This window comes from Dysgonomonas gadei ATCC BAA-286 (assembly GCF_000213555.1).
Classification (GTDB): Bacteria; Bacteroidota; Bacteroidia; order Bacteroidales; family Dysgonomonadaceae; genus Dysgonomonas; species Dysgonomonas gadei.
Window position 1 is genome coordinate 661,660 of the sequence record NZ_GL891980.1, and the last position, 21,286, is coordinate 682,945.

13 protein-coding genes and 1 pseudogene are annotated in these 21,286 nt (G+C 43.4%); 12 read left to right on the forward strand and 2 right to left on the reverse strand.

Annotation, left to right across the window (positions count from 1 at the left end):
• Nucleotide 1: 1 nt before the first annotated feature.
• The 12 genes and pseudogenes from HMPREF9455_RS06725 to HMPREF9455_RS06780 all read left to right on the forward strand — a co-directional run bounded on the left by HMPREF9455_RS06725 (nucleotide 2) and on the right by HMPREF9455_RS06780 (nucleotide 19,863).
• On the forward strand, nucleotides 2–748 hold the full coding sequence (locus tag HMPREF9455_RS06725) for a DUF3823 domain-containing protein (RefSeq protein ID WP_044215629.1): 747 nt from the start codon (nucleotides 2–4) through the stop codon (nucleotides 746–748).
• Between the two features lie 224 nt (nucleotides 749–972).
• Complete coding sequence (locus HMPREF9455_RS06730; protein WP_148401852.1) at nucleotides 973–2,481, forward strand: glycoside hydrolase family 99 protein; 1,509 nt, start codon at nucleotides 973–975, stop codon at nucleotides 2,479–2,481.
• Between the two features lie 5 nt (nucleotides 2,482–2,486).
• Complete coding sequence (locus HMPREF9455_RS20635) at nucleotides 2,487–4,139, forward strand: family 43 glycosylhydrolase (protein ID WP_006798879.1); 1,653 nt, start codon at nucleotides 2,487–2,489, stop codon at nucleotides 4,137–4,139.
• A 141-nt stretch (nucleotides 4,140–4,280) separates the two neighbouring features.
• Complete coding sequence (locus tag HMPREF9455_RS06740; RefSeq protein WP_006798880.1) at nucleotides 4,281–6,542, forward strand: GH92 family glycosyl hydrolase; 2,262 nt, start codon at nucleotides 4,281–4,283, stop codon at nucleotides 6,540–6,542.
• Nucleotides 6,543–6,557: 15 nt separating this feature from the next.
• Nucleotides 6,558–8,300: a family 43 glycosylhydrolase gene (locus HMPREF9455_RS06745; protein ID WP_006798881.1), complete on the forward strand. Its 1,743-nt coding sequence runs from the start codon at nucleotides 6,558–6,560 to the stop codon at nucleotides 8,298–8,300.
• Nucleotides 8,301–8,312: 12 nt separating this feature from the next.
• Nucleotides 8,313–9,635, forward strand: a complete 1,323-nt coding sequence (locus HMPREF9455_RS06750; RefSeq protein ID WP_006798882.1) for a glycosyl hydrolase family 28-related protein — start codon at nucleotides 8,313–8,315, stop codon at nucleotides 9,633–9,635.
• Nucleotides 9,636–9,644: 9 nt separating this feature from the next.
• Nucleotides 9,645–12,016, forward strand: a pseudogene (locus tag HMPREF9455_RS06755) (glycoside hydrolase family 31 protein).
• 114 nt (nucleotides 12,017–12,130) lie between these two features.
• Complete coding sequence (locus tag HMPREF9455_RS06760; protein ID WP_006798885.1) at nucleotides 12,131–14,800, forward strand: beta-glucosidase; 2,670 nt, start codon at nucleotides 12,131–12,133, stop codon at nucleotides 14,798–14,800.
• The gene (locus HMPREF9455_RS06765) at nucleotides 14,797–16,206 is read left to right on the forward strand and encodes a GDSL-type esterase/lipase family protein (protein WP_006798886.1); all 1,410 of its coding nucleotides are present in this window, start codon (nucleotides 14,797–14,799) and stop codon (nucleotides 16,204–16,206) included. Before HMPREF9455_RS06760 ends, HMPREF9455_RS06765 begins: the two co-directional genes overlap by 4 nt.
• Nucleotides 16,203–17,873: a GH35 family beta-galactosidase gene (locus HMPREF9455_RS06770; RefSeq protein ID WP_006798887.1), complete on the forward strand. Its 1,671-nt coding sequence runs from the start codon at nucleotides 16,203–16,205 to the stop codon at nucleotides 17,871–17,873. The genes HMPREF9455_RS06765 and HMPREF9455_RS06770 overlap by 4 nt, the downstream gene beginning before the upstream one ends.
• A gap of 36 nt (nucleotides 17,874–17,909) precedes the next feature.
• Nucleotides 17,910–18,896, forward strand: coding sequence for a family 43 glycosylhydrolase (locus HMPREF9455_RS06775; RefSeq protein ID WP_006798888.1), 987 nt, complete (start codon nucleotides 17,910–17,912; stop codon nucleotides 18,894–18,896).
• A 31-nt stretch (nucleotides 18,897–18,927) separates the two neighbouring features.
• Nucleotides 18,928–19,863, forward strand: a complete 936-nt coding sequence (locus tag HMPREF9455_RS06780; protein WP_006798889.1) for a family 43 glycosylhydrolase — start codon at nucleotides 18,928–18,930, stop codon at nucleotides 19,861–19,863.
• Between the two features lie 90 nt (nucleotides 19,864–19,953).
• Here the strand turns inward: HMPREF9455_RS06780 and HMPREF9455_RS06785 are convergent, their stop codons facing one another.
• Both HMPREF9455_RS06785 and HMPREF9455_RS06790 read right to left on the reverse strand, forming a co-directional pair.
• Nucleotides 19,954–20,406: an RpiB/LacA/LacB family sugar-phosphate isomerase gene (locus tag HMPREF9455_RS06785; protein ID WP_006798890.1), complete on the reverse strand. Its 453-nt coding sequence runs from the start codon at nucleotides 20,404–20,406 to the stop codon at nucleotides 19,954–19,956.
• Nucleotides 20,407–20,486: 80 nt separating this feature from the next.
• Nucleotides 20,487–21,286, reverse strand: an 800-nt coding sequence (locus HMPREF9455_RS06790; RefSeq protein WP_044215532.1) for a transketolase-like TK C-terminal-containing protein, incomplete at its 5' end; no start/stop codon positions are given.

The following is a 21,286-nucleotide window of genomic DNA, read 5'->3' on the forward strand; positions in this document are numbered from 1 at the left end:
TATGAAAAAAGTAATATATAGTCTGCTTGTGGGCGTGTCGGCACTGTTGGCAACTTCGTGTATGGAAGTTGATAACTTTGATGAACCTGATGCCCATTTCACCGGACGTATTATCGATTCGACTACGGGCCAGAATATTCTTGCCGATCAGGGTGAAAATCGTATCCGTATATGGGAGAAGAGTTATAGTCTCAATCCCGCTAATCAGGATATCCCCGTGAAACAGGATGGAACTTTCAATAATACGAAGCTCTTCAAAGGTACATATGACGTAGTTCCCGAAGGAGCTTGGTGGCCTTGCGATACAATACGGGTAGGGATTGGAAAGAAGTTAGAACAAAATTTTGAAGTGACCCCTTACCTGACAATGTTTGATTTCCAAATGGAATATGTCAATGATTCACTGACAATGTCGTGCCGTTTCGACGCTCCTATCAAAACGGGACTGCCAAATATCAGGGATATCAGGCCGTTTCTTAGCTTGAATCAATTCTGTGGTGCCGGCAATTCGATCAGTTATTATAACACCCCGGAAGACGCTAATGGCGATCCTCTATATTGGAAAAGCATCATGACAAGCTGGGCAAACATACCTAAGTTACAAGATGGGAAGAGCCAGGTTTATAGCTTTAGGCTACCTGTCAAACCTGGTTATATTTATTTCGCCCGTATGGGTGCCAGAGTAAATGATACTCAACAGAAATATAATTATACAGAGATCAAAATGATTGAAATCCCGAGTAAATAAAGGTAATATAAGGTGATTTAGATTATTCTCAAAATGTTACCGGGAGGGATGACATAAAAAGAAAGACTCTCTCCCGGTTCTTTACTTTTTACAATGGTTCGTTATTAAATAGAGTAAATGGCGGGGTACAAATAGACAATGAAAAGTGCTTGTATATATTGATATATTACAGCTATTTATTCAAAATTTATAACAAACTAATATTTATGATAAAGATGAAATATATGAAACTAAACAAGATATTATTGGGAGGTCTGTTATTATTCGCAACCTCTTGTAACAGCGGAGATGACGACTATATTCCACCCGCAATAGAGCCGGATCCGAAGCCGAATCCACCTGTAGAAGAGGTATATAACGACCTTGGCTTTGCCCCGCATGAGGACGGCAAGCCTTTCGATACATACCGGGGATTGGTGATGGCTGGTTATCAAGGATGGTTTGGCGCACCCGGAGACGGATGTCCACATGCCGACCATGCAAATACCGAGTGGTATCACTATCGGGAGAATGACATGTTTAAGCCTGGCGTGTTACGAAACAAAATCGATTTCTGGCCGGATATGAGCGAATATACAGTTCAGTATACACCCGGAGACGATGGTACACCCGGTCGGTCAGAACATTTTTTCTATCCCAATGGAGAAAAGGCTACCGTATATAGCGCTTATGATGAATCGAGCGTATTGCTCCATTTCAAATGGATGAAGGAATACGGTCTCGATGGAGTATTTATGCAACGATTTGTGGGTGAGGTAATAAACAACCATGATGGAAAGACTCATTTCGATAAAGTACTGGAGTCTGCCATGAAAGGGTCTAACACTTATCAGCGCGCCATCTGCGTAATGTACGACCTGGGTGGATACGAGCCTAATAAGAATAACACTACAGCTGCTGTTTTGGCCGATGCAAAAGCTATCATGGACAAATATCAGTTACTGAATAGGGAAGCCAAACAGAAATACTACCTCTACCATGACGGCAAGCCGTTGATTACTTTGTGGGGTGTAGGTTTCAATGACGGCCGGCCTTACAGTCTTACCGATGTGGAAGGATTGATGAATGGATTGAAGGAAATGGGCTACAACATTATGTTGGGTGTTCCTACTTACTGGCGCGAAAGGCGGAACGATGCTTTACCTGATGCTAAATTACACGATCTGATCAAAGCTGCCAAAGTGATCATGCCGTGGTTTGTGGGTCGTTATGATAATAATAATTTTCCGAACTTCCATAGTTTAATTGAGCAAGATGTCAAATGGTGTAAAGAGAATGGAGTAGACTATGCTCCGCTTTGTTTCCCCGGCTCTGCCGACCGCAATATGCATCCGAATAACACAGTTCAACCGCGCCTGGGTGGTACGTTCCTTTGGAATCAGATGTATCATGGTATCAAGTCGGGAGCTCAGATGCTCTACATTGCTATGTTTGATGAAATAGATGAAGGCACGGCTATTTATAAATGCCTCAATCAATCGAAGGTACCGGGTAATACAGCAGATCAGGATTATTATGTGGTGTTCCAGAATGGTGGGTATCGAATGACTTCCACTATGGTAGAAGGCCTGACAGGAAATGATTGGTGCAAAAAAGCTTCGGAACTCAATGTTACCTTCACAGGTATCGAAGACAATCTGCCTACCGACCACTATCTGTGGCTCACTGCAGAAGGCAAAAAGATGCTGCGCGGAGAAATCCCTTTGAAATCTACCTGGCCTGCCAGAAAATAAGACTTATGAAATTATTAATAAATCTGGTTAAAACAGGAAGTCTGATCATTGCATTACTCTTTGCGTCGTGCAGTGATAGTAAAGAGACCCCTGAGAAACTTCCGGAGGAAACGCCTCCGGAAGTTACTCCTCCCACACCCTCCGAGCCGGATGGTCCTTATGTCTATGATAATGATCTGGATTATGACACAGAGGCGTTTCTTAATGCCTATAAAGGAACCGCCTATCAAGGGCCTCATCATGTGCCTGGGACAGTAGAAGCCGAAGATTTCGACGAAGGAGTGAATGGTGTCGCTTACTACGAAAGTGATTCCAAAACTGCTGACGGTTATAGAAGCGGACATGCAGTTGATATACGTGGAGATGCCAGAGCATCGGGTGGATATTATATAGGTGAAGTACAGCCTGGTGAGTGGATTTGTTATACAATTGAGGTGGACGAAGCCGGGACTTATTCTATCGACACCTATTGTGTAAAAGGAGATGGCTCGGAAGGCAGTTTCTATTTTGAAGTGGATGGGCGTGGAGCAAGCCGGAGCATAACTATACCTCAGGGTGGATGGACGGACTTCTCTAAAAAAACAACAGCTACAAACATCCAGTTGACCAAGGGGAAACATGTACTGAAATACTTCGGTAGTACCCCCGGCAATGTGGATAAGTTTGTATTTACACGCACAGGAGATTTAGAGGAACTGTCCAATTCTTTCACCTATCCTGCCACTAAAGCGATGGCCAATCCTCTGTTTGTAGACTTTGAGTCGCCAATGTATAATAGCTGGTTGAAAGGTCCACTGTATACAGCCGATGCTTCAGCACGTGTATGGAACATTAATGGAAAAGAAGTACTTTATGTATATGCATCGCATGACATGGAACCTGCACAGGGATGCGACCGGATGGACCGCTATCATGTGTTTTCGACAGAAGATATGATCAACTGGACAGATCATGGCGAGATCATGAATGCAGCCACTGTGCGAAAACAAGCCGGTTGGGGCTGTGAAGGTTTTATGTGGGCTCCCGATTGCGTGTACAACCCGGCTAATGAAACATATTATTTCTATTTTCCTCATCCCACCAATGCGACCAATTGGAACAGTACCTGGCGTATCGGTGTAGCTACCAGTAAATATCCCGATAAGGAATTCCGTGTACGGGGATATGTAGAAGGTATGTCTGCTGAAATAGATCCATGCGTATTTGTAGACGATAATGGACAACCATATATTTACAATGGCGGAGGAGGCAGAATGTATGGTGGTAAATTAAAGAAAGATGACTGGACTAAGTTAGACGGAGCAATGACACCAATGACGGGAATGAGTGATTTTCACGAAGCGGCTTGGGTACACAAAAAAAATGGCGTCTATTACTTGTCTTATGCCGACAATAATCCGGGGGCTAATCGTTTGAGGTATGCAACAAGCAATTCACCGCTGGGGCCATGGAAATATGAAGGTATTTATCTGCAACCGACTACTTGCGACACCAGTCACGGTTCTATCGTTGAGTTCAAAGGCCAATGGTACGCTTTCTATCATACCTCGGATGTATCCGGAGAGGGAACTCTTCGTTCGGTGTGCGTAGATAAATTGTATTACAATTCTGACGGGACTATACAAGAGGTGAAACAGACTCGCAGACAAAAATTATAATTAAAAAGACTTAATTCGACCGATTTATTAGAAAACGAATAGAGAATTAAGTCTTTTTTTAATCTAAAATTAATCTATCTATTAGTTGGTATCCTTTTTATTTGCTTTTGTAAAAAATATCAACTTAATAAATTACTTATCATGAAAATCAGTAATGTATTTTTCTTCATTTGCATCCTTATTTTATCAGCTTGTACATCTATAAATAATGGTAGTGCAAATAAACAGCCGGTCGACTATGTAAATCCTTATATGGGCAACATCAGTCATCTGCTTGTACCCACCTACCCTACCATTCATCTGCCAAACAGTATGCTTAGGGTATATCCCGAACGGGCCGATTTCACAGGCGATAATATCAAAGGCCTGCCATTGATTGTAACCAGCCACAGAGGACGTTCGGCTTTCAACCTTAGCCCTTATCAAGGCGCCAAAGAAGACATAAAGCCTGTCATGGCGTATAGTTACGATAGAGAAAAGCTGAAACCATACTACTACGAAGTAGACCTGGACGATCAGCAAACGCATATCCAATATGCACCTTCGCATCAATCGGCTATCTACCAGATTGACTTTTCAAAATCCGAAACACCGGCTTATCTTATATTGAATTCCAAAAACGGAGCAATAAAAGTAGAGGGCAATGCTGTCAGCGGATATCAAAAACTGGAAAATAATACAAACGTATATATATATCTGGAAACAGAACAAACTCCTGTAGAATCCGGCACATGGAAAGACAATGCCATCGACGAAAGCCAAAGACAGGTTGAGGGAGACAATGCTTTTGTTGTACTATATTACGGAGACAAAGTACAAACAATAAACCTTCGCTATGGTATTTCATTTATCAGTGAAGAACAAGCAAAGAACAACCTGAAAAGAGAACAAAAAGATTATAACGTAAAACAACTCGCCGACAGAGGGCGTGCGATTTGGAATGAGGTTTTAGGTAAAATTAAGGTGAATGGAAACGACGATACAGAGAAAACTGTATTCTATACATCTCTGTATCGTTGTTATGAACGTCCGGTTTGCATCAGTGAAGACGGGCACTATTTCAGCGCCTTCGATGGTAAAATACACGAAGACGGAGGCAAACCCTTCTATACCGACGACTGGATTTGGGATACTTATAGAGCAACCCACCCGCTACGCGTACTTACCGAAGCAAAAACAGAAGTAGACATCATCAATTCATACCTGTTGATGGCCGAACAGATGGGTACCAACTGGATGCCTACATTCCCGGAAATAACCGGAGACTCGCGCCGGATGAATTCAAATCATGCCGTAGCCACCGTGATAGATGGTTATACAAAAGGATTGAAAGGCTTCGACCTTGAAAAAGCATATATCGCCTGTAAAAAAGGTATAGAAGAAAAAACACTAATTCCGTGGTCAGGCGCGCCTGCCGGATGGCTCGACGAATTCTATAAAGAACATGGCTATATTCCGGCCCTGTATCCGGGAGAGAAGGAAACTGTAGAGAACGTAAACTCGTTCGAGAAGCGCCAGCCTATCGCCGTCACTCTAGGTACCTCTTACGACCAATGGTGCCTTTCTCAAATAGCAAAAGCATTAGGCAAAACAGAAGAAGCCGATTATTACCTGAAATGTTCATATAATTACAGAAACGTATACAATGCCGAAACAGGATTCTTCCATCCTAAAGATAAAAACGGGAAATTCATCGAACCATTCGATTACCGCTATTCTGGTGGAATGGGTGCGCGCGATTACTATGGGGAAAATAATGGCTGGGTTTACCGCTGGGATGTACCTCACAATGTTGCCGACCTTATCAGTCTCATGGGCGGCAACGAACAATTTATCGCTAATCTGAATCGTACTTTCGTAGAACCGCTGGGTAAAGGTAAACCTGAATTTTACGGACAGCTACCCGATCATACAGGCAATGTGGGACAGTTCTCGATGGCAAACGAGCCGAGCCTTCATATTCCGTACCTGTACAACTATGCCGGGCAGCCGTGGAAAACGCAAAAACGCATCCACACACTGATAAACCAATGGTTCCGCAACGACCTTATGGGTCTGCCCGGTGACGAAGATGGCGGCGGTACTTCAGCTTTTGTAGTATTCTCTATGATGGGCTTCTATCCTGTAACCCCGGGAATGCCTGTGTATAATATAGGAAGTCCGTTTTTCGCAAATACCAAAATGACAATGAGCAATGGTAAAGTATTCGAAATCGAGGCTCAAAACTATTCTGGCGATAATAAATACATCCAGTCGGCAACATTCAACGGAAAAGACTGGGATAAAGCATGGTTCAGCCATTCTGATATAGAAAACGGAGGTAAACTTATACTGGTTATGGGCAATAAACCAAACAGGAACTGGGGAGCAAAAGACGTTCCGCCTTCAGCCGAGAAATTATGATTAAACTATAAAAGCATGTATAAAATACATCCGTATATATTATTTTTTTTAGGTTTATTTATTCTTTACAGTCCTTTTTCTAAAAGTCAGACTAACGGAAAGAACAGGCAGATTATAGCGAACCCTCTCAATCTGAATTATCGATTCCAGTTCGATGATCCGACACGGAGGGAAGCTGCCGATCCTGTGATAGAATACTTTAAGGGAAAGTACTACTTATTTGCATCTAAGTCGGGGGGCTACTGGAGTTCCCCTGACTTAAGCGAATGGACTTATATTCCGTGTAAAACCATCAAAACTATCGAGGGCTACGCGCCTACCGTTCTAGTACACAATGATGCGTTATATTATCTGGGGTCAGGTGCTCCTACAGTATTCAGAACAACCAATCCCGATGAAGACAACTGGGTAGATGCGGGCAGCCGGTTCAGTCATGGAATGACCGATCCTGCTTTTTACAAGGACGATGACGGAAAGGTTTATCTTTACTGGGGATGCTCCGATGTAGATCCTATTATGGGCGTTCAGGTTGACCCTGACAACGGGTTTAAAGAAATGGGTGAAGCCGTTGTACTTATCAGACATAACGGAGATAAATACGGATGGGAAGTACCGGGAATAAATAATGAAGAAACCCGCACCGGATGGAACGAAGGCCCTTGTATCATCAAATACAAAGGTAAATACTATCTGCAATATGCTGCACCCGGGACTCAATACCGCATTTATGGCGATGGGTTATACATATCCGATAATCCTCTGGGTCCGTACACTTATGTAGAAAGCAGCCCGTTCTCTTTCAAACCCGGAGGATTTATCGGCGGTGCAGGACACGGCCATACATTCAAGGACAAATACGGAAATTACTGGCATGTGGCTACCATGACTATCTCGGTAAGACATATGTTTGAACGAAGAATAGGATTATTCCCCGCTTATATGTCATCTGATGATGAGTTGCATTCGCATACTGTGCTCTCCGACTACCCTTTCTACATTCCCGACAAAAAAATAGATATGGGGAAAAACGACTGCTCTCTGTCATGGAATATATTATCCTACGGTAAAACAATTACGGCATCTTCTTCCCTGACAGGATATGAGCCGGCAAAAGCCAATGATGAGAAAATAGAAACATGGTGGGCTGCCGCTTCGGGAAAACCGGGGGAATGGTTACAAACCGATTTGGGAAAACCAATGACCGTAAATGCAATTCAGATAAATTTTGCAGATCATAACTTCACGATGAAAGCTCCCGAAACATATTCCTATCAGTATATTATAGAGTGTTCAGCTAATGGCGACGACTGGAAAACAATCGTCGACAAAACTTCCAACAATAAGGATATGTCACACGAGCTTATTGTTTTGGATAATCAACAGAAAACGAGATATATCCGCATAAAAAACACAAAAGATGTACCTGGAAATTTCTCATTATATGATCTCAGGATATTTGGGAACGGACATGGAAAACTACCAGAGAGGGTTCCCAATATCCGCATTGAAAGAGATTCCGGAGATAGGAGAATAATAAGGCTGAATTGGGATAGAACCTCTGATACAAACGGTTATATCCTTCGATGGGGAGTAAAAAAGGACCAGTTAAAAAATGCGGCAATGATATATTCCGGTAATTTCTTCGAAGGACGTTTCTTCAATCGCGATTCGGAGTATTATTTCTCTATAGATTCATTTAATGAGAATGGTATTAATAAAGGAAAGAAGATATATATCACAAAAAATAAAGTTCAATAAATTCTATTTATTATGAAAAAAATAATATTTACACTGCTCTTCATCCTTGGTATAACAAGCATGTCGGCACAAGGATTAAGTAAAAAGCAACAGGATACGGATATCAAACCCTATCCTGAGTCTGTTGACGTTGTTTCTGCCAAGGATTTCGGAGCAAAAGCGGACGGAATCACAGACGACACTGATGCTATTCAAAAAGCGATGAACTCTTTCGGTAAAAGAGGTGGGACAGTTTATTTGCCTAATGGCACGTATCTGATCGCCGGATCGCTGAATATTCCACAAGCTGTTACCTTAAAAGGGTCGATAGAATCGGTACCATCGCATAATGGTATCCGCAACGCCGGACTACCCAAACCGGGCGATGACGGCACCACCCTACTCATCACAGGAAATAAAGGGAAAGACCTCGACGGTACTCCTGCTATAACGATCAATACAAACAGTACGCTTCGCGGGATAGTCATGTACTGGCCATCGCAAGACCCGGATAAAATACCCGACGCTTATCCGTGGGGTGTAGCTATGAAAGGTAAGAATCCGGCTCTTCTCGATGTGGAAATGCTCAATCCTTATAATGCTATCGACGCATCGCATAACGAACGCGCCCTTATCCGCAATATCAGCGGGCAACCGCTCCGCAGAGGTATATATGTAGATGCCATCTATGACATAGGCCGTATTGAAAATGTACACTGGAACCCGTGGTGGAGCATGAGACCGACACTTTACAACTGGCAACGCGAACATGGCGAAGCATTTATCTTCGAGCGCACCGACTGGCATTATGTGATAAATACTTTCTGCTTCGGATACAATGTAGGATACAAATTCGGGGCTAGCCAGGGCAGTACCGGCTCATGTAACGGGAACTTCCTGGGAATAGGTGCCGATGCCTGCCACACATCGGTAAAAGTGGAGCAGAGTGCCGCTTACGGAATACTTATCACCAACGCCGAATTTGTTGCCCTGAATGGCGATGACCCTACAATGGTGGAAGTAACCAATGCGAACCATGGCAATGTACGTTTTGTAAACAGTGCGTTCTGGGGCCCTTGTAATCAGATTGCCAAAATTAACGGTGAAGGAACTGTCGGTTTCTCAGATTGTATTTTCGTACAATGGGACAGAAACAAGGAAAACAGAAGTGCAATACAGGTAAACGGTGGCTCTATCGTAGTACGTGGATGCGACTTTATGCACGACAGTCCGCAGATTACTATCAGTAAAGACGTACAGCGCGCCATTGTCAGCGAAAATACCATTAAGGGGAAAGTCCGCATAAACAATAATGCAAAGAATACCTATATAGTTGGAAATCTAGGAACAGAATAACAACAGAACATGAACAAGTTTATAATATTCCTTATGTTGGTAGCTTTGTGTACGCGATTGAGCGCACAAAGTTATCAGCAAACATCTCAAGGCGTAAAAACTGAAGTCGGCCAGACTACGATTGAGTTACAATTCTATAGTCCTAAGATTGTCAGGGTATTGAAATATCCTAAAACCGGGAAGATTAATAAAAAAAGTCTGTCAGTAATAAAGATACCGGAAAAGACTGATTTTAAAACAGACAGGTTTAATAATGTAATTACCCTTTCATCTTCTGAAGTAATTGTCACCCTCAACCTGACGACAGGGGACGTACAATTCAATGGATTGGACACCCGTCCATTCATTGCAGAAAAAAGCTCTTCTTCTCTCTTTACAGAGAAACAATACAAAAAGCGGAAAAAACCTGTGAGATTCAACAAACCTTCCTGCTGGACAAGCAGGAGGCCATATACGGACTGGGACAACACCAGCAAGGATATATGAATCAGCGGGGAAAAAGCGTACGCCTGCGTCAGGCGAATACGGAAATAGCGATTCCTATTATCCATTCGGTAAAAGGATATGCTGTATTCTGGGATAATTATTCAGAAACCGAATATAAAGACTCCTTTGATGGGATGTCATTTACATCGGTCTCAGGCAAGTGCATCGATTACTACTTTATGTATGGGAAAGATGCAGACGGCACTATCGCACAAATACGCGACCTTACAGGACAGGCGCCTATGTTCCCGCTATGGACATATGGATTCTGGCAAAGCCGCGAACGTTACACCTCTCAGGATGAACTGGTAGGCACTGTGAGGAAATACCGCGAACTTGGAGTTCCTCTCGACGGCATCATACAGGACTGGCAATACTGGAGTACCGATAATACGCATTGGAACGCTGTCGAATTCGGAAATCCGGCCTTCCCAAATCCCAAGCAAATGGTGGAAGATATACATGGTCTGAATGCACATGTGGCTATATCGGTATGGCCGTCTTTCGGTCCGAATACCAATATCCACAAAGATCTGAAGAAAAGGAAACTATTGTTGAACTTCGATACTTACCCTCACAACAATGGGGTAAGAGTATATGATGCATTCAACCCCGAAGCCCGGAAAATATACTGGGATTATATGAACAAAAATCTCTTTTCGTTAGGCATGGACGCATGGTGGCTCGATGCTACGGAGCCGGAAGATAATATTAACGGGGAGACTCTCGACGGAGCTACTTATCTGGGAGCTTACAGGGATTTCTCGAATGCTTTCCCCATCGTTTCTGTCGGAGGTGTTTACGATAACCAGCGAAAAGCAACTGCGGATAAGCGCGTGTATATTTTCACCCGTTCGGCTTTTGCCGGGCAGCAACGTTACGGCGCAAATTCCTGGTCGGGGGATATCGATTCCAGATGGAGCACCTTGCGTAAACAGATTCCGGCAGGATTGAACTTTTCTCTTTGTGGCATTCCTTACTGGAATACGGATATAGGCGGTTTCTGGGCAGGCAGGGCATATCCCGAAGGAATTAAAGATATCGCTTTTCACGAACTGTATGTACGCTGGCTGCAATTCGGAACATTCACGCCAATGATGCGCTCGCATGGGACAAACACCCCGAGGGAAATCTATCAGTTCGGAAAAAAAGGGGACTGGGCCTTCGACGTGCAGGAGAAATATATCAATATGCGTTATAGCCTGATGCCGTATATGTATTCGACAGGGCATGACATTACGGATAATTCGGGTTCGATGATGCGGCCTTTAATGATGGATTTTGCAAAAGACCCGAAGGTATATGACATCGATAACCAGTTTATGTTCGGGAAATCTATCCTCGTAACACCTGTAACCGACTCTATGTATGTAAACCGTACACGGGACGGCAGGACGGTCGCCGACTTCAGCGCGGCAAAAATACAAAAAGTGTACCTGCCGAAAGGCGCCGACTGGTATGACTTCTGGACAGGAGAGAAAATCAAAGGAGGACAGGAAATAAGCAAAGCCGCTCCTATCGATATTATTCCGCTATACATCAAAGCGGGTTCGATACTTCCATGGGGGCCAAAAGTGCAATATGCAGAAGAAAAGAAATGGGATGATCTCAATATTTTCATTTATCCGGGTGCTGATGCCGAATTTGTTTTATACGAAGACGAAAACAATAATTACAATTATGAGAAAGGCATTTATTCCACAATCAGAATGAACTGGGATGATACAAACCAGACTCTTACCATAGGTGCAAGACAAGGAGAATTTCCGGGTATGTTATCTAAACGGACTTTCAGAATTACACTTTTGCCAACCGGAAAAAGTATTGAATCTTCATCGGACAAAGCTGACCACCTTATTGTATTTGATGGAAAAGAAATCAACGTTAAAATGTAGTATTAATGCGTAATTAAGCGTGTCTTAATGTTCCTGTTAAGGTTATTTTAATGGAGTAGAAATACTTTTGATTTAAGAAAAATCGACTAAATATCCTTAATTAAAATTATATCCATGAAAAAGATGAATTACATCTGTGTCGCAGTATTTTCGTTATTCCTCTGTGCAGGATGTTCAGACACGCCACGTTACAAAGATCCAAATGCATCTGTAAAAGACAGAGTAAACGACCTGCTCTCCCGAATGACATTAGAAGAAAAAGCTGCACAACTCGATATGCTTTCTGCGAATGATATATTGGATGGTCCCGATAAACTTAAAGAAAAGGAGGCGGCCTATTTTATCGATTCCATGTGCATCGGGTCTATACATGATTTCTATCCTAAAACAGCAGCAATAGCCAACGCAGTGCAAAAACGCGCAATAGAAAACTCCCGCTTAGGCATTCCGGTGATCTTCATAGAAGAAGCATTACACGGTTATCAGGGCGAGGGAGCGACTACATTCCCCACCCCGATAGGCAATTCATCCACATGGGACACGATACTAGTGAATAATATAGGAAAAGCTATTGCCGCAGAGGCCCGGGCACATGGCGTGCATTTCGTATTGGGGCCTAACCTCGATCTGGCTCGCGATATCAGATGGGGGCGTACCGAAGAAACATTCGGAGAAGACCCTTATCTCTCGTCACGTTACGCTGTCAGTCTGATAAAAGGAATGCAGGGAAACAGCCTGAAAGATAATAATACCGTTGTCGCCGAACCAAAACACTTTGCCATACACGGTATTCCCGAAGGGGGAGTAAATACTTCGCCCGTTTTTATTGGTGAACGGGAAGCACGTTCCACACATCTCTATGTGTTCGAGAAAGCTATTACCGAAGCTAAGGCTAAAGGGATTATGGCGGCCTATCACGAACGGGATGGAGTTCCTGCTATTGCCGACCCGTGGTTACTGAAAACCATATTACGTGACGAATGGGGTTTCGATGGCTTTGTCGTTTCCGACCTGGGAGCGATTGCAAAACAATATAAAGACCACCATACTGTTGCATCGGGAGAAGAAGCTATTATAAATGCGCTATCTGCCGGGTTGGACATGCAGTTTTATGATTATCCTCACGATGTATTTCAGAATACAGTTGTACAGGCTGTGAAAGATGGTAGACTAGCTGAAAAAGATCTGGACAGGGCAGTAGGAAGTGTATTGAGGGTAAAATTCGAACTTGGACTTTTTGATAATCCATATACGGATGAATCGTTAATAGCGAAAGTATTTCATAGCGAAGAACATCAAAAACTGGCTCTTGAAGCTGCCCGAAAATCAATTGTATTACTGGAAAACAGAGAGAATGTGCTCCCTCTAAAGAAAAATATAAAATCGGTAGCACTCGTAGGCAACTTAGCCAATGTATCTTCGTTAGGAGGTTATTCTCCTGCCGGGGCAAAAGGTGTAACAGTGTATCAGGCCCTGAAAAAAAGGTTTGGAGAGGATGTAAAGATCAATTTCGTAAACAGCGATATATCCGAGCGTTTCTCTAATATTCCTCCCAGCGCTTTAACGCCAAAATCAACTACAGATAAGAATGGTCTGGATACAGAATTCTTTAACAATATTGAGTTCAGTGGTAATCCTGTTTATAGTTCCATCAATGATAATCTGTCTGTATACTGGCACAATCTGAGCCCTGCGCCGGGAGTAAATTCAGACAACTTTTCGGTACGTTGGAACGGTTATATTACAGCACCTGTAACAGGCGAATATGAGTTCTACCTGAATGCGGATGATTATGCACGTGTTTATCTGAACAATGAACTGTTTATCGACTGCTGGGGTACCGATAAAGTAAAGCAAACCATCAACAAGAAAATAAATATGACAGCCGGGCAGCCGGTGTCTATACGATTGGAATATGCCGAGTTGGAGGATATTGCTTTTGTAAACCTTAGATGGAGAATGACACAGATTACTTCATCCTCTTTATTCAAAGATGTTGCACAAGCATCAGCTGCTTCCGATGTCACTATTGTGGTAATCGGAGAAACCGACAGCGAAGTGGGAGAAAGCCGCGACAGGCAAAACCTATACCCGCATCAGGCAGATTTAGATATTATAAAAACTGCCAAACAAACCAACAAACCAGTAATAACCGTTATGCTTACAGGCCGCCCGCTAGTACTTACGGAAATAGCTGCAAATTCGAACGCTCTTCTTCAGGCATGGTATCCGGGCGAAGCGGGAGGAGATGCCATTGCTGACGTATTGTGGGGAGATTATAATCCTTCGGGAAAATTGTCGGTTAGCTTCCCCAAAGAACAGGGCACATTACCTATTTACTATTCGAAGAAGCCATCGGCCAGCCGTAGGTATGTGGACGGAAACGGTGACCCTCTGTACGAATTCGGTTATGGGCTTAGTTATACCAATTTCACTTACTCTGCATTAAGCATACAACCGGAAAATCCGAGAACGACTGATAATATCACTGTTACTATCAACTTGAGAAATACAGGAAATGTAGACGGCTCAGAGGTAGTACAGCTATATATTAACGATAAAGTGAGCAGTGTAGCCACTCCTGTGAAGTTACTTAAAGGCTTTGCCAATGTATTCCTTAAAGCTGGAGAAAACAAGGATGTAAAATTGGTTTTAACCCCGGAACATTTGTCTTTGATAAATGCTGAGATGAAACGCGTAGTTGAACCTGGAGAATTTGAAATAATGGTAGGAAGTTCATCTAAAAATATTCATTTGACTCAAACAATAACTGTTACAAAATGAAGCAATTCATCTGTCTCTTATTCTGTTTATTGATAACGGTTTCTACTCATGCACAAAAAAGAATTGCATGTATAGGTGCCAGTATCACAGAGGGTGCCCGCACCACTGACCCTAAAAAAGATTCATATCCTGCACAATTAGGACGTTTACTTGGCAATGAATATGAGGTTCTCAATTTCGGGCTCGGAAGCCGTACAATGTTACGCAAAGGTGACTTCCCATATTGGGATACAGAGCAATATAAACAAGCCCTCGCCAGCAATCCTGATATTGTATTCATCGATTTAGGCGGCAATGACGCAAAATTGCAGAACAGGGTTTACATGGACGATATTAAAAATGATTGTATCGATATGATCAGGTCTTTCAAAAACCTGCCGTCCGATCCGCGTGTGATATTGATGTTGCCTTTCGTTTCATTTGAACCGGATACAACTCAAATATGGGATCCGGTACTGGTAAACACAATAATCCCACGACTTCAACAGGCTGCCTATGAAGAAAACATCGAAGTATTGGATATGCATTCATTGCTTATCAATAGAAAAGACCTCATGCCGGACAATATACATCCTGAAGATGAAGGCTCCGCTATAATAGCCAAAAGATTGTATGAACAAGTTGTACTAAAAAGGGATAAAGCTTTTGATATACTTAAAAATATAAAAGAGCCATATTCTATCAGCGATTTTAAAGGACATATATGTGCCGACTTCAAATTAAGAGGGCGTGAATGCAAAGTGGTAAAACCCAAAGAAGCCGCACCGGGCAAACCATGGATTTGGCGCACACGCTTCTGGGCACACGAACCTCAGACAGACATAGCCCTGCTCGAAAGAGGATTCCATCTGGTCTATTGTGATGTGGTCGAACTTATGGGTAATAAAGAAGCATTATCTATCTGGTCAGACTTCTATAAATTACTTACCAAAGCCGGATTATCTAAAAAGAGCGTCATGGAAGGCATGAGCCGCGGAGCTATGTACTCATTCTGCTGGGCAGCAGCCAACCCCGACAAGATAAGCTGTATATATGTAGATAATCCTTTGCTCGATTGCCGCTATCTGGCCGATAGGGAAGGTGATTTAGGAGAAATGACAAGAGATTTTATGGCTGCATACGGGCTGAAAACGAAGGATGATATCCGCAATTTCAAAGGTAGCCCTACAGATAAGGTAAAGGAAATAGTAAAAGGAAAATATCCCATACTGATACTCTGTGCCGATCAGGATGAAGCGGTCTCGCCTACCCAGACACTTCTTTTTGAAGGGAGGATCAAGGCCTTGGGCGGTGATATTACCGTAATGATGAAACTCGGATTCAAACATCATCCGCATAGTTTCCCAAATCCCGCACCGATAGTAGACTTCATCCTAAACGCCAATAACAATCAATTAGTGAAATGAGAAAAGCTATAATCTTCATATTTATATATTTATTCTCAGCCGGATTGATATGGGGACAGGATATTCCTCATTTAAAGAGGAATGAAAACAATATTGCCCAACTCATCGTAAATGGCAGGCCATATATAATGCTTGCCGGCGAACTGATGAACTCCAGTGCTTCTACCCTGGAAAGTATGGCCCCAAAATGGAACCAGTTAAAAGCGCTCAACCTGAATACAGTGCTGGCAACCATAGCATGGGAACAAATAGAACCGGAAGAAGGCCAATATGACTTTTCCATTGTAGAGGGTCTTATCAAAGAAGCCCGCCGGCATGATCTAAAACTTGTCTTTTTATGGTTCGGTAGCTGGAAAAACGGCTCCTCTGGATATGCCCCGCATTGGGTGATGAGAAATACCGGGAGATTTCCACGAATGGAAAACGACAAAGGGGAGAACCGTCCGTTCCTTTCAAATTTCAGCGAGAACCTGATAAAAGCCGACAGCAAAGTATTCGGTGCTTTAATGAACTTCATTAAGCAAATAGACGGCAAAGAATATACTGTGCTTATGATGCAGATAGAAAACGAAATGGGTCTGCTGGGAGATAGCCGTGACCGTTCTGATAAGGCGAACGGACTATTTACGAAAGAGGTGCCCGGCGAACTGGTTCAATATCTCCAAAAGAATGAAAAACAAATCCTACCCGAGATAGCCGGGCAATGGAAAGCCAACGGGAAGAAATCCCGGGGAAACTGGCTCTCGCTATTCGGGAATGAGAATCAGAAACTTGCCGATGAAATGTTCATGGGATGGTATTATGCCAGATTCGTAGAGCAGGTTGCCGCCAGTGGGAAAAAAGAATATGCCATTCCTATGTTTGTAAACGCATGGACCATCTATCCGGGCGATCCGGTACCGGGAAACTATCCAAGTGGAGGTCCTAATCACCGGATGCTGGATATATACCAGTGTGCAGCTCCGTCTATAGACTTTCTGGCGATAGACAACTATAATGAAGACTATATATCCCAACTAAAGCAATACAACAGAAATGGTAATCCGGTCTTTGTTCCTGAAGCTGTCGCCCTGTGGCGCGGGGAAAAGTGGAGTGGACCGGCTAAAGCATTCTATACTTTGAGCGAATTTAACGCCTTGGGATTCTCTCCCTTTGCCATTGACAACGCTATCTATGACGATAAGCATCCGCTGAAAGATGCTTATCATGTATTGAACAACCTGATTCCCCTGATTGCTAAAGAGCATGGATCGGGTAAAATGAAAGGTTTCATGCAACAGGATAATAAGTCCGATAAAATCGATTTTGGAGATTATGAGATCAATATCCATTACAATTATCCTTATCTGGGTTATGGATTGGTAATAAGGCTTTCCGAAGATGAGTTCTTAATTGCCGGAAACGGAGCGGATATATCATTCCGGTCTAAAGTAAAATCATTGCCGGGTATCAGTTACGGAACTATCAGGGAAGGCTACTTTGTAAACGGGGAATGGAAGACTTCAAAATATATAGGAGGAGACGAAGCCATGCAGGGAGTAGGCGGTGTCAAGATCCCTCCTGTTTATCTGAGTGAAGATGCAAACCAGAATCTGGTATCCATCCTGCGAATCAAAGTAATACCCGTAAAGAGTTCGACTTATACCAACAAAAATATCTTCGATTGACTGAATAATTATGCAACTTAATAACATATTAAAGAAATGAAAAAGTACTCTATTCTTTGTAAAGCTAAAGCCATTTATCCATTATTCGGATTATTCTTGTGCATACTGTTATCTAATAATGTTTCCGGTCAGAAAAATCCGTTTATACAACATATGTACACCGCCGACCCGTCGGCACGTGTATGGGCCGACGGCCGCCTGTATGTATATGCATCGCATGATATTGCTCCGCCGAGAGGTTGCGACCTGATGGACCAGTACCATGTATTCTCTACCGACGATATGGTAAACTGGGTAGACCACGGCGAGATACTTCGTTCCAGTCAGGTGCCTTGGGGCAGACCCGAGGGTGGATTTATGTGGGCTCCGGATTGCGTCTATAAAGATGGAACATACTACTTCTACTTCCCGCATCCGAGTGAATCGAATTGGGGCAAAAGCTGGAAAATAGGCGTAGCCACAAGTAAATACCCTGCAAAAGACTTCGTAGTGCAAGGATATGTAAAAGGTATGGAAGCTCATATCGACCCCAATGTATTTATTGACGATGACGGACAGGCTTATATTTATCAGGGTGGAGGCGGTGTCTGCCTCGCAGGTAAACTGAAAGACAATATGATGGAAGTAGACGGCAAGCTGCAAAAGATGGAAGGATTATATGATTTCCATGAAGCAGCATGGGTACACAAACGCAATGGCATCTATTACTTGTCATACTCCGATAATCACGATGACAACTGGAACGACGGAGTAAAAGGTGATAACAGAATGCGCTATGCTACCAGCAACAGTCCGCTCGGTCCATGGAAACATCAGAGTATCTATATGGAGCCGACCAACAGCTACACAAATCATGGGTCGATAGTGGAATACAAAGGACAATGGTATTCGTTCTACCATGATAGTTCTCTATCTCTAAAAAACGGTGAGTTCAACGACTGGCTCCGTTCCATTTGCGTAGATAAGCTATACTATAATGAGGACGGAACAATCCAGATGGTAAAACAGACCAAAGAAGACTGAAAATAACGATAACATACAAAAAAACCTCATAATGAACAAGATAATACTATCCATCTATTTTATAGCACTCATATTGGCTTCAGGTAATGCTTATACTCAAAAGAACCCATTTATCAGACACATGTACACAGCCGACCCTTCAGCACGTGTATGGGCCGACGGTCGCCTGTATGTATATGCTTCACACGATATAGCGCCACCAAGAGGGTGCGACCTCATGGATCAGTATCATGTATTCTCTACTGATGATATGATAAACTGGGTAGACCACGGCGAAATACTACGTTCGAGTCAAGTGCCTTGGGGAAGGCCCGAAGGAGGTTTTATGTGGGCACCGGATTGCGCCTATAAAGATGGTGTGTATTACTTCTACTTTCCTCACCCAAGCGGAACGGAGTGGAACAAAACATGGAAAGTGGGGATCGCAACCAGCAAGAAACCCGCCAGTGATTTCAAGGTACAGGGATATATCGACTTAGGAGAAGATAACTTTGCCATGATCGACCCTTGTGTCTTTACCGATGATGATGGACAAGTCTACTTCTACTATGGTGGTGGAGGCCGGTGCAAAGGCGCCAAAATGAAAGACAACATGATAGAATTAGATGGTAAACTACAGGAAATGACCGGTCTTGATGATTTCCATGAAGCTACATGGGTACACAAATATAACGGGACATACTATCTCTCATATTCGGACAATAACCCCGGAGCCAACCGCAAGAAGTATGCAACCAGTAATAGCCCGTTAGGACCATGGAAATATCAGGGTGTATATATGGACCCTACCGACTGCGATACAAACCATGGGTCAATAGTCGAATATAAAGGGCAATGGTATGCATTCTATCATGACAGTTCACTTTCAGGAAAAGGCAACCTTCGTTCGATCTGCGTCGATAAACTATACTATAATACCGATGGTACTATCAAAAAAGTAATCCCGACCAAAGAGGGCTGGAAATAACACCTACAAGCATCTCACTATCTGTCAGATATTAACTATAAATACTAAATATGAAAAGGCCGGATTATTGACAATCCGGTCTTTTCATATTCAGCAGTTAATCTTATCAATCCTTCCCTGATGCCTCCCCCCTTCAAAATCGGTATTAAAGAAGACTTCGATCATATCATATGCTTCTTTCTCTGTGATAAACCTGCCCGGCAGAGTCAATACATTGGCATCGTTATGCATCCTGACCAGTTTGGCAATTTCTGTGTTCCAGCATAAGGCGCTTCTTACATGCTTATGATGGTTTAAAGTCATATTGATACCGTTGCCCGTACCGCAAATGGCAATGCCTTTATCGCATTCTCCGCTGTCGATGGCCTCCCCCAGCCGATGGCCGAAGTCGGGATAATCGACACTCTGTGTACCATAAGTACCGAAGTCGGTATAAGGGATGCCCTGTTCCTTAAACAGGCTGATGATATATTCTTTCATCGGGTAGCCGGCATGGTCGCTGGCAAGGCCGATGGATTTTGAGGGGATGGGAAATAAGCTCATGGGATAGTGATGAGTTATGAATGATGAATGATAAGTTGCAGGCTGCCTTCATTCCACAACCTGCAACTGTTTATTCTTTGTTAACTGTTTACTGTTAACTGTTTCACCTGGTTATATACATTCTCAGGGGTAAAGCCCAGCTTCTCATCCAACACCTTGTAAGGGGCAGAGAATCCGAAGGAGTTCATACCCCAGATCTTACCTGTATCGCCTACAAGACCCTGAAGGGTAACAGGAAGGCCTGCGGTAAGGCCGAACTTCCTTTTATCTCTTGGCAGTACGCTTTGCTGGTAGGCTTCACTTTGCGCACGGAACAATCCTTCGGATGGTACACTAACGATCCTTGTTTTGATTCCTTCTGCTTTCAGCAGCTTAGCTCCGTCCACAAGGGTCGATACTTCCGAACCCGAAGCCAACAGGATAATGTCATAGTTCTCGTCTTCTTCCACGATGTAAGCCCCCTTTTCGGCCTGTAAGGCTTCCGTATATCGGCTTGTCCTGGCGGGCAGGTCGTTGATATTCTGCCGTGAGAAGATAAGGCCTGTCGGGGTGGTCTTGTTCTCCATGGCCATCTTCCAGGCTACGGTAGCTTCCTGCACGTCGGCAGGACGGAGCACCAGCATCGAGTTATGTCCGTGGTGGTTCTGGAGTTTCTCCATCAGGCGTATCTGGGCTTCCTGTTCCACAGGCTCGTGGGTAGGGCCGTCTTCACCTACCCGGAAGGCGTCGTGTGTCCAGATAAACTTAACGGGCAGTTCCATCAGCGCCGCAAGGCGGATGGCGGGTTTCATATAGTCGGAGAATACGAAGAAGGTGGCACAGGCTGCTGTGACTCCTCCATGCAGGGTCATACCGATACACAGGCAGGCCATGGTCAGTT